This window comes from Marinobacter oulmenensis (genome assembly GCF_014201735.1).
Lineage (GTDB): Bacteria > Pseudomonadota > Gammaproteobacteria > Pseudomonadales > Oleiphilaceae > Marinobacter > Marinobacter oulmenensis.
In genome coordinates, this window is sequence record NZ_JACHFE010000009.1 from 67,158 (window position 1) to 81,460 (window position 14,303).

Annotated in this window: 14 protein-coding genes; 11 read left to right on the plus strand and 3 right to left on the minus strand. The window is 56.9% G+C overall.

Annotated elements, in window-relative coordinates; all coding sequences use genetic code 11:
• Positions 1–2: 2 nt before the first annotated feature.
• Positions 3–950: a glycosyltransferase gene (locus tag HNR38_RS15205; protein ID WP_183705851.1), complete on the plus strand. Its 948-nt coding sequence runs from the start codon at positions 3–5 to the stop codon at positions 948–950.
• A gap of 65 nt (positions 951–1,015) precedes the next feature.
• On the opposite strand, the gene HNR38_RS15210 is transcribed toward HNR38_RS15205, so the two are convergent.
• The 3 genes from HNR38_RS15210 to HNR38_RS15220 are packed head-to-tail and all read right to left on the minus strand — an operon-like array spanning position 1,016 to position 4,001.
• Entirely contained in the window at positions 1,016–2,092 is a 1,077-nt protein-coding gene (locus HNR38_RS15210) for a DegT/DnrJ/EryC1/StrS family aminotransferase (protein WP_183705853.1), read from the minus strand.
• Positions 2,089–2,958 carry a glucose-1-phosphate thymidylyltransferase RfbA gene (gene rfbA / locus HNR38_RS15215; RefSeq protein ID WP_183705855.1) on the minus strand — a complete coding sequence of 290 codons (870 nt, stop codon included), beginning with the start codon at positions 2,956–2,958 and terminating at the stop codon, positions 2,089–2,091. Before rfbA ends, HNR38_RS15210 begins: the two co-directional genes overlap by 4 nt.
• Positions 2,955–4,001, minus strand: coding sequence for an NAD-dependent epimerase/dehydratase family protein (locus HNR38_RS15220; RefSeq protein ID WP_183705857.1), 1,047 nt, complete (start codon positions 3,999–4,001; stop codon positions 2,955–2,957). Before HNR38_RS15220 ends, rfbA begins: the two co-directional genes overlap by 4 nt.
• Positions 4,002–4,497: 496 nt before the next feature.
• Between HNR38_RS15220 and HNR38_RS15225 the strand changes: the two genes are divergently transcribed.
• The 10 genes from HNR38_RS15225 to HNR38_RS15270 all read left to right on the plus strand — a co-directional run bounded on the left by HNR38_RS15225 (position 4,498) and on the right by HNR38_RS15270 (position 14,219).
• Positions 4,498–5,244, plus strand: coding sequence for a sulfotransferase domain-containing protein (locus HNR38_RS15225; protein WP_183705859.1), 747 nt, complete (start codon positions 4,498–4,500; stop codon positions 5,242–5,244).
• 70 nt (positions 5,245–5,314) lie between these two features.
• Positions 5,315–6,187 (plus strand): hypothetical protein, encoded by an 873-nt coding sequence (locus HNR38_RS15230; protein WP_183705861.1) that lies wholly within the window; start codon positions 5,315–5,317, stop codon positions 6,185–6,187.
• Positions 6,180–7,112 (plus strand): thiamine pyrophosphate-dependent dehydrogenase E1 component subunit alpha, encoded by a 933-nt coding sequence (locus tag HNR38_RS15235; protein WP_183705863.1) that lies wholly within the window; start codon positions 6,180–6,182, stop codon positions 7,110–7,112. The genes HNR38_RS15230 and HNR38_RS15235 overlap by 8 nt, the downstream gene beginning before the upstream one ends.
• Positions 7,037–8,017, plus strand: a complete 981-nt coding sequence (locus HNR38_RS15240) for an alpha-ketoacid dehydrogenase subunit beta (protein WP_183705865.1) — start codon at positions 7,037–7,039, stop codon at positions 8,015–8,017. The genes HNR38_RS15235 and HNR38_RS15240 overlap by 76 nt, the downstream gene beginning before the upstream one ends.
• A gap of 11 nt (positions 8,018–8,028) precedes the next feature.
• Positions 8,029–9,180, plus strand: a complete 1,152-nt coding sequence (locus tag HNR38_RS17580; RefSeq protein ID WP_183705867.1) for a biotin/lipoyl-containing protein — start codon at positions 8,029–8,031, stop codon at positions 9,178–9,180.
• Entirely contained in the window at positions 9,170–9,736 is a 567-nt protein-coding gene (locus tag HNR38_RS15250; protein ID WP_183705869.1) for an adenylyl-sulfate kinase, read from the plus strand. Before HNR38_RS17580 ends, HNR38_RS15250 begins: the two co-directional genes overlap by 11 nt.
• A gap of 107 nt (positions 9,737–9,843) precedes the next feature.
• A complete protein-coding gene (locus tag HNR38_RS15255; protein ID WP_221275854.1) occupies positions 9,844–10,524 on the plus strand; it encodes a class I SAM-dependent methyltransferase in 681 nt (226 codons plus the stop codon).
• A 4-nt stretch (positions 10,525–10,528) separates the two neighbouring features.
• Positions 10,529–12,847 (plus strand): PEP-utilizing enzyme, encoded by a 2,319-nt coding sequence (locus tag HNR38_RS15260; protein ID WP_183705874.1) that lies wholly within the window; start codon positions 10,529–10,531, stop codon positions 12,845–12,847.
• Positions 12,844–13,461, plus strand: a complete 618-nt coding sequence (locus HNR38_RS15265) for a gamma-glutamyl-gamma-aminobutyrate hydrolase family protein (RefSeq protein WP_183705876.1) — start codon at positions 12,844–12,846, stop codon at positions 13,459–13,461. Before HNR38_RS15260 ends, HNR38_RS15265 begins: the two co-directional genes overlap by 4 nt.
• Positions 13,458–14,219, plus strand: a complete 762-nt coding sequence (locus HNR38_RS15270; RefSeq protein ID WP_183705878.1) for a phosphocholine cytidylyltransferase family protein — start codon at positions 13,458–13,460, stop codon at positions 14,217–14,219. The genes HNR38_RS15265 and HNR38_RS15270 overlap by 4 nt, the downstream gene beginning before the upstream one ends.
• The last annotated feature ends 84 nt before the right edge of the window (positions 14,220–14,303 follow it).

Genomic DNA, 14,303 nt, shown 5'->3' on the forward strand with positions numbered 1-14,303 from the left:
GAGTGGCGGCTTTGGATTTTGACGGCATACCGGAGGAGCGAACCATCATCGGCCGGTGGCCGGAAGGCGCCGCGCCTAAGGTTTCGATCGCGTGCATCGCATACAATCACGGCTCTTTCATTGAGCAAACCCTTCACGGATTCCTGGCTCAGAAAACGAGCTTTCCCTATCGCATTTTTTGCTATGACGATTGCTCCACCGACGACACGCGGGCTGTTCTGCGCGCCTACCAGGAGCGCTACCCCAACCTGATTCGGTTAATACTGCCGGAGGAGAACCAGCGATCACAGGGGAGGCGTCCGTATGTGGATTACCTGCACGGGGAGATGGTGGGGGACTACATTACCCGGTGTGAGGGAGACGACTACTGGACTGATCCGGATAAGCTTGAAAAACAGGTGAGTTTCCTGGAAGCCCATCCTGATTTTGTGCTGACGACTCATGATATCCACACCATAGATACGAAAGGGCAGCTCCTGTCCACGACCCACTTGCCTGAATATTACAAACGCGACTTTTCCGCCCGTGAGTTACGATGTGGATGGGCGGGTCCCGTTACACAGTCGGTATTATTCCGTAATGTCCTGAAGGAGTTCCCACCAGAACTTAAGAAGGTTCATCTCGGCGATGTATTTCTGGCTTCAATGTTGGGGCAGTATGGGGCCTCGGCCTATATTAAGGATATCAAGCCCTCTATGTATCGGTTGCACCCGGGCGGTATTTTTTCCCCTCTGCATGAATCGGACAAGCTGGATGAACAAAGTAACTCGTTTTTCTGGCTCTATAAGTATTACAAGCGCATCGGGCATCAGGATGAAGCAAAGGTCTTCAAGTTGAAGCTTCTGGAAAAGCATTTGCGGGAAATCAGTCTAAAGGAGTGGTTTCAGCTTGCGGCTGTCCGGTTTTTTGGGGCCAACCTGAAGCGTCGGATAGACCGCCTGCTTGGCTGACCTTTTGGTCAGCTCCAAACCTTAGGGAAGACCCGGCAGCTCGCATTTTTACCTGTTTCGAAGGCTCAGTTCAGTGCCGCTTTTACGATCTCGGAAATGCGTTTGACCTCAGCAAGTTCCAGATCTGGATATAGTGGCAGGCAAAGGATGCGCCGCGCGACATCGCTGGCTACTGGACATTGGCTTCCGTCACCGAATTCACGGGTTTCGTGAAGGGCCGGACTGAAGTAGCGCCTGGCGTGGATACTGGATGCCTCAAGTGCCGCAATGACGTTTTTGGTACACTCCTCAGAGGGAAGCAGGACAGGGCAATAGGATACATTGTCTTGATCTTCGGGCACCGAAAAAACAAGGTCCTGAGACAGAAGTCTGCGGTATTCCAAGTTGATGGCCTGTCGTCGCTGGATGATCTGATCAATAACGTCCAGGTTGGCCAGGCCGAAGGCAGCGTGGATTTCGCTCATTTTTCCGTTGATGCCCAAGGCGTCCACGTCGCTCCGGTTTGGGGTGGCGTCACCAAAGTTGATGCTCTTCCGAGCTCGTTCGAAGATATCGCGATCCCGGAAGGTAATGGCTCCTCCTTCGACGGTGTGGAACAGCTTTGTCGCATGGAAACTCATTGTTGCGGCGTCGCCCAGCGCCATAAGGCTTCGTCCACCGTGGCGGGCGCCAAAGGTGTGAGAGGCATCGTAGATCAGCTTGAGCCGGTATTCTCGTGCAATTTGCTCGAGTCTGTTGTGGTGGCAAGGGAGGCCGTACACGTTAACGGGTACAATAGCGCTGGTCTTTGGAGAAATGGCAGCCGCAACACAGGACGGGTCCAGGGTCAGGGATTGTCGGTCAATGTCGGCAAACCGGGGGGTGATGCCTTGCCATTTCAGCGCGCTGGCCGTAGCAACGAAGGTAAACGGTGTAGTGATAGCCTCGCCCTGGATGGCGAGGGCCTTGAAAGCCACCTGCAGGGCGATGGTGCCGTTGGCGACCAGCAGGAGGTTTCGAACCGCCAGAAAGTCCTCCAGGCGTTCGGTTAGTTCCGCTACCAGCGGGCCATTGTTGGTCAGCCACGCGCTATCGCACGCCTTATCCAGATAGTGCTGCAGTCTGCGCCGATCGGGAATGAACGGGCGGGTTACTGTAATCATGCTTCTTCCGCCAGGTCTTTTAGATATTGTCCGTAGACAGTGTTCTCCAGACTGCTGGCCGCGGCAAGCAACTGTTCCCGAGTGATCCAGCTTTTCTGAAAGGCAATTTCTTCGAGGCAGGCGATCTTATAGCCCTGGCGCTTTTCTATGGTTTCAACAAACTGTGCAGCTTCCAGCAGGCTTTCATGCGTACCTGTGTCCAGCCAGGCGAATCCCCTGCCAAGAATCTCAATGGTCAGGGCGTTTTGGGCCAGGTAGGCTTTGTTGATTGCTGTGATTTCCAGTTCCCCCCTTATTGACGGTGCAACTTCCCGGGCAACCTCAACAACATCATTGTCATAGAAGTAGAGCCCCGTGATGGCGTAGTGGGATTTTGGCACTGCAGGTTTTTCTTCCAGGGAGATGACCTTTCGGTCCTGATCAAACTCGACCACACCAAATCGCTCTGGATCCTTTACCTGATAGCCGAAAATGGTTGCTCCCGATTGAAGCGCCGCTGCTTTGAGAAGTTTTGGAGAGAACCCCTGACCATAGAAAATATTGTCGCCCAAGATCAGGCAGACCGGAGAATTGCCAATGAAGTCTGCTCCGATTTGGAAAGCCTGGGCAATGCCGGCCGGCCTGGCTTGTTCCGCATAAGTCAGGTTCAGGCCGAATTGTTCCCCTGTGCCCAGCAAGCGTTGAAATGCCGCCTGGTCATCCGGTGTGGTTATGATCAGAATGTCCCTGATACCGGCAAGCATCAGGACCGACAAGGGATAGTAGATCATGGGCTTGTCATAGATAGGCAGCAACTGCTTGGACACGCTTTTGGTAATCGGATGAAGTCGGCTACCTGTGCCCCCTGCGAGAATGATCCCCTTCATTTTCCCTCTCGATCTATGTCCAGAATACCGCCATACATTTCAACGTCTTTGATAATTTGGTGCCATCGGCTGAGTTCCTGATACCAATTTAGCGTGATGGTCTGATCTGTACTCTTGAGTTTACCGGAACTGAGCTTTTCCACGATTTCACGGCATCCTTGTGCCGCATTCATGCGGGCATGCCAGCCCAGCGTTTTTTCAACCTTCCCAAAACTGACCTGGTAGCTTCGGCAATCCGGTTCGCCGTACCACTCGACATCAACTGGAGCATCAATTAACTCAGAGACGGTAGCGGCGATCTCTTTTCCAAGTTTTCCAAGCTGGTAGGTGTTGTCAGTGCTCCCCACATTGAAAATTTCGCCGTTGATCAGTCTGGGGGCCGCGCCGAGCAGGAGCAGCATGAGATCGGTCGTGTCTTGCACATGAACCATTGGCCGGTACTGGGTGCCATCACGCATCAGCGGCAAGCGGCGATTGGCAAACGCGCCATACGTCATGCCGTTAATAGCGAGGTCAAACCGCATTCTAGGACTGAAGCCGAATACTGTGGCCTGTCGCAGTACGGTCACCACAAACCGGTCACTTGCCAGCTTGAGGGTATCACGCTCGGCACATTCATTTGCACGGGCATAGACGGTCAGTGGGTTTGTCGGTGAGGATTCGTCGACGGTCTGGCTTTGAAAGCCATAGATGCTGCAACTGGACGGGAGTATATACCGGTCTACTCCGGCCTCACGGGCGAGTCGAGCTGTTCGCGCGCGCCCTGCGTGGTTGATCTGCCAGGTGGCAGCCTCATACAGTTCCCCGGATGGGTCGTTCGATATGGCAACCAGGTCGATCACAGCGTCAACGTGTCGGAAGTGCTCTTCGGACAAGTGACGGGAATCTTCCCGAATGATCTCAAGGTGTGGAGCCTCGGTCAGTACATCTATGCCAAAAAAGAAACGGTCAACGGCTCGCACGGCGAAACCATTTTCCAGTAGTTTGGGGACTAGAACGCTACCAATATAACCACCAGCGCCGGTGACAAGAACTCGTTTCATGGTTTGACTATGGCTCGTTGTTAACAGGTAGAATGGCTCATTGTTAACAGGTAGAGAGGGTTGATGAGCGTTGCTGCTGGTCTTAAGATGCTCAAAAAGATAAGCAGAGCCCCTTTTGGAACCCGGTCATAATACGAAAAATGACGACTCCTGTCAGGCTTGATAGCTGTAGTAGCTTCAGCCCAAAGGAAAGTCGCTCATCAGCGCCACTGGATAGCTTCATAGCATGTTCTCCAATGCCGATATGTACCTTGCGGGATTTTTCAGGGTGAAACCGCTAAGAATTCTGGGGTGAGGCCAGCAGAGATTAGACTGGCACGGTTTCGATGCTTTCAGTCTTACTCAACGTGGCACCTTGGTGGGGATGATTTCGGCGCTAGCCCGGTCTCCTGCAACAGGACTATCTCGTTTTCACAATAGGACTTTTCGTCCCCGGTCAGGTTAATATTTGGAGGGATAGTTGCATCGGATTAGGAAAACGGGCTGAGACCAGACCATGAAACGACTGGCAAAGCGGCCAACGGAAAGCCCGATTTTGATCTTGGCTTTGGTCCAGGCGGCAACCACCTTCTTGCGAAACGGCCTGGCGAATGCGCTGGACCTGCCAGTTTGCCGGCGTGTGTCGGGCGGCGTCTGGAATCAGTACGAGGTACTCTCCCCGGTGGCTTTGGGCAGCATGCGTGATGACTGCGCAGTGGCCTACTCGCATGCACACCCGGACGCGCTCAATGTCAGGATTCTGAATGCTGCGCTCGACAAGGTTGTTGTCAACGTCCGCGATCCGCGCCAGGTCGTTGTTTCGTTGGTTCACTTTATCGACAATCATGTTGCCGGCAACCCGTCCTATTTTCGGGCCCATGGCTTACCCGATGATTACCTTAATCAACCGTTTGCCTGGAAGCTGGCTTATCACCTTGAGCATACATACCCTATGTTGGTGGACTGGGTCCGCGGATGGACTGATATCGCCGATAGGGGGTGCGGGGATACCCGCTTCCTGGTGATCCAGCATAGCGAAATGAAAGCGGACCGGGTTGCTTTCTTCCGCCGAATTTACCGGTTTTACAATGTCTCCGATGTCGATGAGATTGAGGTGCCACCCGAACACGATGGGAAGAACCACAACTATTTTCGCTCGGGTCGAAACGATGAATGGCGGGATATCTTGTCCAGGCCACAGATTCAGTGGGTCAACGATGGCTTGCCTGAATCGCTGATGGAGCGGTTCCAGTGGGCGCGTTGATCTCTATACAGAGTGAGAACAAATGAATTTTTTTGTTGTTTGTACTCGCGGATGCACCGCGTCCCGTTGGTTGTCGAGAAGTCTGGAAAAACTGGAAGGTTTTGAGTGCTCGCATGGAACCAACAGCCTGACCGACTATGAGTCCAGCGAGTATTCGCGGGACGAGCTGATTGAATGCATCCACCGGGAATGGTTTGAACGCCAGTCCACGTCCGTTGAGGGCTTTCTTCGATCCAACGTAAGAGATAATGCCAAGTGCTATTCTGGCAACGTCCATCGCTATCAGGTGGCCAGGCATGCCGCTCTCTTCGATCAGGCTCCCCATATTCCGGTGGCCAACGTTGTCAGGCATCCGGTGACATGGCTGGATTCCCGCACGGCGTTGTTCCGGTTTCTCATGGAGTTCGTTCCGCATATCGGGCAGCAGTTGCACTACACTATTGTGTCAAATTTCGATGACCTGTGGCCATTCAGCAAGGAGTTCGGGGTTTCACTGACGGATCCGGAGGTGATGGCATTCGTGGCCAGTGTCGGAGCGCTGTATGAGCTCGAAAAAGACGCCCGTCTGATGCATCGCTACCCAACCTTCGCCATGGAGGATGTCTGCGGCGACAGTGGGAGTTTCTCCCGCCTGGTGTCCGTGATTTCCAAGGGTGACCGACTGCCGTCAGAAGACGAACTGGCAGCGATATTCGGTTCAGGTCGCCTGCACCAGCACCGGTCCGCACCGGATCAAACCGAGGGGGAAACCTTTCGGGCGTGGCCAAGCTGGAAGCAGCGGTTGTCTGCGTGCATGTTTGTCAAGACAGGGTTACCCGAGCTTTATCATTCACTGGGGTACGACTGGTCGTTTTTGGATGCGGTTCCGGATTATGCGCAAGCCCCGGCGCTTGTCAGGCCCATGGCACCCTTTGGTCCTTACTGGATCTCCACTGATGACTAGTGGTGACCGGTTCAATGCAGACCATCTGGGACTGTCACTCACTCAGGCGGAACGTCTGTATTTCCAGATGCGTCTGATCCGGGAGTTTGAAACCACGCTGCTGGATCTGTTCTCCCAGAATGCGGTGTTTGGAACCACCCATACCTGTCTGGGGCAGGAGGCCAACGCGGTAGCCATCATGGAGGCGCTCGACCGGAACATCGATACGGTCTGGAGCAACCACCGCTGTCACGGCCATTTCCTCGCCTATTGCGGTAAGGTCGCGGAGCTTTTCGCTGAGATTATGGGACGAGAACTGGGTGTGTGTGCCGGGCGTGGCGGCAGCCAGCACATCTGCTGGCACCGCTTTCACAGCAATGGAGTTCAGGGTGGCATCGTCCCGCTGGCGCTTGGTACGGCCATGGCCGGGAAGGCGGAAGGGGCGGTGACGGTCGTTTTCCTTGGTGATGGTACCCTCGGCCAGGGCGTTGTGTACGAATGCCTTAATCTGGCAGCTTTGTGGCAACTACCGGTACTGTTTGTGCTTGAGGACAATGGGGTAGCCCAGACAACGCCTTCGGAACTGGTCTTTTCAGGGAATGCACAGGCAAGAGCAGAGGCCTTCGGCCTTGAAAGCGCTTACTCGGACACCTCCGAGGTTATGGCCTTGCACGCCACGGCCAGTGACTTGATATCACGCATTCGTAACGGTGGCTCTCCCTGTTTCTGGCACATCCGGTCCGTGCGGCTGGGACCGCACAGCAAAGGTGATGATACCCGCAGCCCCGAGCAGATGGCGGCACTGCAGCAACGAGACCCTGTGAGACTTAACGAACGGCTGGTGGATACGCCCCTACGCCTGGAGCAACGATGCAAGACGATTATCAGGGAGGCCCTGGCGCAGGCCGAGGCCTCCCCCGTAAACGACGGGTCATTGACTGCCTGAACTCGGCTTTAGCGGAAATGATGGCCGCCGATGATCGGATCATGTTCTGGGGGGAGGACATCCTTGACCCATACGGCGGTGCCTTCAAGGTTAGCCGCGGCCTGAGCAAGCGATTTGGCGAACGGGTGCTGACCACCCCCATTAGTGAGGCCGCGATTGTGGGTATTGCCGCGGGCAGGGCTATGCGGGGGCTGCCGACCGTGGTGGAGATCATGTTTGGGGATTTCGTGACATTGTGCGCGGACCAGATTGTTAATCACGCGACCAAGCTGCCTTGGGTCTATAACAACCAGGTGCAGGTTCCCCTGGTCATTCGCACACCCATGGGAGGGTACAGGGGGTATGGGGCGACCCACTCCCAGAGCCTTGAAAAGATGTTCTGTGGTGTTCCAGGGCTTACGGTGCTGGCGGTTAATTCATACACTGATCCGGGAGCATTGCTTCGCGAGGCGTTTGCCCTGGAAACGCCGGTACTGTTTGTCGAGCAGAAAATACTTTACGCGCGCTTCGTGGATGCCTTGCCTGTCGCCCCCGAGAAGCCTGACGTCGCCCTGGTGTGCTATGGCACAATGGTCGAGTTTTCTGTGCAGGCTGCGCACAGGCTGTCCCAGGAGGAAGAGGTCTATTGCAAGGTCGTCCCGGTGCAGCAGATCTGGCCTCTAGACGAGATGTCACTGGTTCGTGAATTGCAGTCAGCCGAGAGAGTCCTGGTCATTGAAGAAGGCACTAACGGCTACGGATTCGGTGGAGAGTGTGCCCGTTTGTTGGCGCGCCTGGGGAAACCCATGGGGTTCGTAGCCGCCAACCCCCACCCCATCCCCAATTCCCGGGTCTATGAGGACCGTGCGCTGCCATCGGTAGATCGAATCGTCGAAAAGGCGATCCAGTTGTTTGAGCAAACCTAAAAGGCGGGAACGTGACGAAAACGATCGATGTGGTCATTCCCAGGGCAAACACCAATGACGACCAGGCCAGAGTGGTTGAGGTGTGCGTCGAAAACGGCCAACGGGTGAGTGAGGGGGATCTACTTTTCACCATTGAGACCACCAAGTCGACGATTGATATTGAAGCCGAAGTCACCGGCACCATTCGGGATCTCTCGTTAGCGGCAGATGGTGTGGTGTCGGTCGGTCAGGTCGTGGCCAGTCTTTGGGTTGAGGGTGTCGGTGAGGCTGCTGGCAGGCCACCGTCGCCGGAGTCTGACGCTTCCGTCACTGGTCAATGGAGGATCACAGCCCGGGCACGAAAACGCGCGAAGCAGTTGGGCGTCAAGCTCGAGGACCTGGAAGCTTCGGGCGTGACTGATGTGGCCTCTGTCGAACGATATTTTGCGCAGCAGCAATTGTCGAAAGCGCCCGATCAGGACCTGCCGCACTTTGACCGAAATGACTATCTATACCGCCTGGCTGGAAGGGAAGCCATCGTTTTTGGTGGTGGAGGCCACTCAGCGGTGGTCATGGATGCGCTGGCCCAGTTGGGCGTGAGTGTCGTGGGAGCGATTGATGATGTCCTTGACCTGGGGACGGAAGTATTGCCCGGCCGGCATGTAGTGGACCGAGTTGCCAGGCTGGCGGACTTTCTCTATTCGCCGGACTCGGAGGTGCCCCGCCTTGCCTTTGTCGGTGTTGGCGGACAGACAGATAACCGGCCACGGGAACGGGTAGTCAACTTGCTCCAGGAAACAGGGTTCGAGTTACCGCCCCTGGTGCATCCCTCTGCAATTATCGGCGAGGCTGTGTCTATAGGCGCAGCAACCTGCGTGCTGGCGGGCTCTGTGATCGGTCCCCGCTGCCGCGTGGGGACCGGCGTGATTGTCAACCAGGCAGCCCAGCTTTGCCATGACGGTCAGGTAGCGGATTTTGCCCATCTCGCGCCCGGAGCGTTGGTGGCTGGGTGGTGTGGTATCGGTCGCAGGACTACCGTCGGTATGGGGGCGACGGTGATGGATCACATTAAGTTGGGTGAGGAGTGCTTGGTCCACAATGGCGCGGCCGTCACCGGCACGCTCGCCGATGGCCAAGAGTTGAGCCGCGGCGGCGAGCGTCGGCGGAGAGTATATGGGGGATAGCTTTGTGACCGGTACCGATGCGACCGTTTCTCCTGGCAGGGTTATCTGGATTACCGGCCTGTCTGGCGCTGGCAAGTCGACCGTGGCGCAGGCGCTGTGTGATCGTCTACTTTGGGCGGGTGTCAGCGTCACCCTGCTTGATGGCGATGAGTTGCGCGAGGTGTTCCAACCTCTGACAGCCCGCGGGGCGGGCTATGATATGGAAGGGCGACGCGCGCTTGCGTTGACCTACGCCCGTCTGTGTCAGCTCATGGCCCGTCAAGGGCAGACCGTCATCATCGCCACCATATCCCTTTTTGAAGAGGTCCACCGGTGGAATCGGGAAAATCTGCCAGGGTATCTGGAGGTTTTCCTCGATGTGCCGTTAAACGAACTGGAGCGGCGCGATCCCAAGTCGATCTATCGGAGCTACCGGTCGGGAGAGCTTACGCAGGTAGCGGGTCTGGATCTGGATGTGGATCTGCCGAAAGCCCCTGATCTTCATGTCACCGAAGAAGACTATCCAGCCGTGGACTCCATTGTCGGTGCCATTATTCGGCACATTGAAGCGAGGTAGGAATGACCGGACTGCTAAAACCGGGTGAGTTTACTGGATTGGCCAAGAACTACTCATTGTACCGTCCAGATTACTGTCCTTCCGTGCTGGATGGGCTTTTGGGGCTGATGGATAAACCGGTTTCAGAGCTGGATGCGGCCGATGTCGGGGCAGGGACCGGCATCTGGTCCCGTCAGGTGTTCAGGCAGGGGGTTCGTTCTCTGACCGCCGTGGAGCCCAATGAGGATATGCGCTTCCATGGAGAGGCTGACTCCCAGGGGCTCCCCATACAGTGGTTGGAGGGCAGTGCCGAAAACGTGCCACTGACTGATAACAGTTGCGACTGGCTGAGTATGGCATCGAGTTTCCACTGGGCCGATTTTGACCGTGCGACGGCGGAGTTTCATCGTGTGCTGCGCCCTGGGGGCCGGTTTGTTGCTATCTGGAACCCGAGGCTGATTGAGGTGAATCCGCTTCTGGTGGAGATCGAGGACTATTTGAAATCCCTGAAACCGGATCTCAAGCGCAAGTCCTCCGGACGCTCCGGCATCACGGAGGGCCTGACCCAGCGACTCTGGGATTCGCCCTACTTTAACGATGTGGTTTATCTGGAAGGTCGTCACGTTATTGAGATGAGCCCGGAAAGCTACATCGGTGTTTGGAAGTCCGTGAACGATTTACGGGTTCAGTTGGGGGAGGCGGGTTTCGCCCGCTTCCTGGCCTTTGTCGAGGAGCGGATCCAGGATGAGACCATGATCTCCGCTACTTACCTGACGCGGGCCTGGTCTGCTCGAAACCGGGGGCAGTAACACAATGACGCTTCGGTTCGGGACCAAGGCCGAGACGTTGGAGCGACTGCGCTCCCGAATCAGAACGGCGTATGTGGCACCGCTGGTGTACTTCACCGTGGACCAATGGCGGCTGGACGCCGCAGCCTGTCGGCGGCGGGTAGTGAGCACACTGGGTGACGAACCCTGGATTGTGCGTTCCAGCAGTCTGTCCGAGGACGGTGAGGGATCTTCGCTGGCGGGAGCCTATCTGTCCGTCAAGGATGTCCGCGCCGATTCTCTGGAGCCGGCGGTGGAGGCGGTCATTCGGTCGTATGGCGAGCCCGACGGGAATGATCAGATACTGATTCAGCCCATGCTGAAAGAGGTCATTCGTGCAGGCGTAGTCTTTAGTCATGATCCGAATACCTGCTCTCCGTACCGGGTCATCAACTGGATGGAGGGAGCCTCTACCGACGCGGTGACTGGTGGTCAGGGAGGCCTGGTCTGGCAGCAAGCGGCGTTGTGCTGTCGGCACACGCCGGATGAACTGCGGCCTGTCATCGTGCTGGTGGAGGAGGTGCTGGCGTTAATGGGCCAGACAGCGGTGGATTGCGAGTTTGCAATCAGCCGTTCCGGGGATGGAGCGGAACTCGTGTGGCTCCTGCAGGCCAGGCCCCTTGCACTCGCAGTCGCGCCCGAGTCCCCTGATCAACAGAAAGAGCGCCTGGAGTGGATCGCCCAGAAGGTGGCCCGTGGGGTGGGTAGGCACCCTCATTTGATTGGGAGCCGGTCCGTATTCGGGGTGATGCCGGACTGGAACCCGGCGGAGATCATTGGTATCCGTCCCAGGCCGCTTGCGCTGTCCCTCTACCGGGAGCTGGTCACCGATTCGATCTGGGCGTACCAACGACACAACTACGGCTACCGTAACCTGCGCAGCTTCCCACTGATTCAGCACTTTTATGGCATGCCCTACGTGGACGTCCGGGTGTCCTTCAATTCTTTCATTCCCGCCGAACTGGACGATGGCCTGGCCGATCGTTTGGTTGACTATTACATTGACCGGCTGGAGGGGGAACCGACCCTGCATGACAAAGTCGAGTTCGAGATTGTCTATTCCTGCTATACGCTGGATTTGCCCGATCGCCTGCAAAAGCTGCGCGCCCACGGCTTTTCACGACCGGACTGTGACGCCCTGGCTAGAAGCCTGAGGACGCTGACCAATCGGGTTCTGGACCCCTCGGATGGGCTCTGGAAAAAGGACGCCGCCAAACTGGAGACCCTGAACCGACGGAGGGAGGCGCTGTACGCATCAGACGCGGATCCGGTCGAACGCATCTACTGGCTTTTGGAAGATGCAAAACGCTATGGCACCCTGCCATTTGCGGGCCTGGCAAGGGCCGGTTTTATCGCTGTCCAGATGCTGCGTTCGCTGGTGACCGTCGGAATCCTGACCCAGCGCGATTACGATACGTTTTTGGCGAGCGTATCGACCGTGAGCGGGCAGATGGCAAGGGACCGCGCGGTGCTGGATCGCGCCACCTTCCTGTCCCGGTACGGGCACCTTAGGCCAGGCACCTACGACATCCAGTCGGCACGTTATGACGAAGCGCCCGAGCGGTATTTCGATTGGTCACAGGATATTGCAGTGCCGCCGCCATCGCAGCCGTTTTCCCTGACCCTTCCCCAAATGCGTCAGCTACGCGAGCTGCTGATTGAGCATGGCCTTGGGATCGAGCCGGTAGAGCTTTTCGATTTCCTTGAGGCGGGCATCGAGTTGCGGGAGTTGGCCAAGTTCCAGTTCAGCCGGAATCTGTCCGACGCTCTTGCGCTTATCGGTCGCTACGGAGAGCAGCTGGGTTTCTCAAGGGACGACATGGCGTTTGTCGATCTGGGGGTATTCCGGGAACTCTATGTTGGTGCCATGGACCCGGTCGGGCTGATTGGGGCCAGTATTTCTCAGGGCCGAAAACGGTATGAGGACACACTGAGAACGTCTTTGCCACCAGTGATTAGCGCTAGTGAGGACGTCTGGGGATTCCAGTGGCCGGATTCTTCCCCGAACTTCATCACCCAGAAGTCGGTGACCGCCCCTGTGAAGGCTGAGGCAGGCCGCGATGCCCTGGAGGGCGTAATCGTGTGCATACCAAATGCGGATCCCGGGTTCGATTGGTTATTTGCCTACCCCATCGCTGGCCTGATCACCGCGTGGGGTGGTGTCAATTCCCATATGGCGATCCGGGCAGGAGAGCAGGGTATACCCGCCATCATCGGGGCGGGGGAAAGCCTGTATCGAAAATGGGCCGGAGCGAGACGGCTGCATATCGACTGCGCCTGCCGGCAGGTCGAGGTGCTGGCATGAAGCCACTGGCGGTAAGTCAGCGGGTGGATGTCGTCACGGCCCGTGGGGAGCGTCGCGATGCGCTGGATCAGCGCTTGGTTGCGTTCCTTCGGCGCGCCGGCTTCCAGCCTTTCCCGGTGCCCAATGGCCTCGCCAACTGTCAGTTTGACGCGCTCTCGGAGTGGCTCAACGCTATCACCCCGGCAGGTATCGTATTGTCTGGCGGTAATGACATCGGCGACTGTCCTGAGCGGGATGACACAGAGAGAACCCTGTGTCTTTACGCAGAACGCCGCCGCCTACCTGTCTTGGGGATTTGTCGTGGCATGCAGTTTCTCGGCGTGCTCAGGGGAGGAACCCTGGTTCCCGTCGAAGGCCATGTAGCGACGCGGCACAGGGTGTCCGGACCCTATAGTGGGGAAGTGAATAGCTACCATAACCTGGGGTTTGTGACATTGCCGGAGGAATTTCATATGTTGGCCCGGGCGGATGACGGTCTGATCGAGGCAATCCGCCACAAGGAAATGCCCTGGGAGGGTTGGATGTGGCACCCGGAGCGGGAGCCTGAATTCCGTCAGGAAGATCTGGCGCGTATTCAAGCGTTGCTCAATCAGCAAGATGTGAGGCAGTCATGAGAGCGATCATTCTCGCGGCGGGGCAGGGAACCCGACTGCGTCCACTCACGGATTCCCGGCCGAAATGCCTGGTGGAACTGGCCGGACAGCCAATGGTTCATTGGCAGTTGGAGGTGCTATCCCAGGCTGGTATTTCGGACGTCCACCTGGTGGGCGGGTATCGCTCGGAGACCCTGACGGATTTGCCGGTCACTCTGCACCATAATGCGCGTTTCGAGCAGACCAACATGGTACACACCCTGTTCTGTGCTTTAGAAGCGATGCAAGGGGACAGCGATTTGCTGATTGCCTATGGCGACATCGTGTATGAACCTCGGGTACTGGCAAAGGTGCTTGCCTGTGATGCCCCGGTTTGCGTGGCGGCGGACAGGGCCTGGCATGACTACTGGTTGGCCCGAATGGATGACCCTCTGTCGGATGCCGAGAGCTTTCGTATGGACGACAACGGCCGGATCACGGAGCTTGGCCGTGTGCCAGGATCCGTGGAAGAGGTCCAGGCCCAATACTTGGGGTTGATCAAGGTTCGAAAAGACCGAGTGCAGGATTTTGTCCAGTTCTGGAAGGGGCTGGAACCGAATGTGAGCTATGCGGGCGAGTGCAGGGACACCATGTACATGACAACCTTTCTGCAACTGCTGATCAACGGTGGGTGGGAGGTGAAGGCCGCGCTTACTGATAACGGCTGGCTCGAGGTTGATGAGCCCTCGGATCTCCAACTGGCGGATTCGACGTTCTGGCGGCCGACGTCCAGGCTTTAGGCGCCGGCCGGGAGCATCGTGATCATCTCATTGTCACTGATGCTTCAGGAATGAAAAAAGGGCCCCTTGTGGAGCCCTTAGACA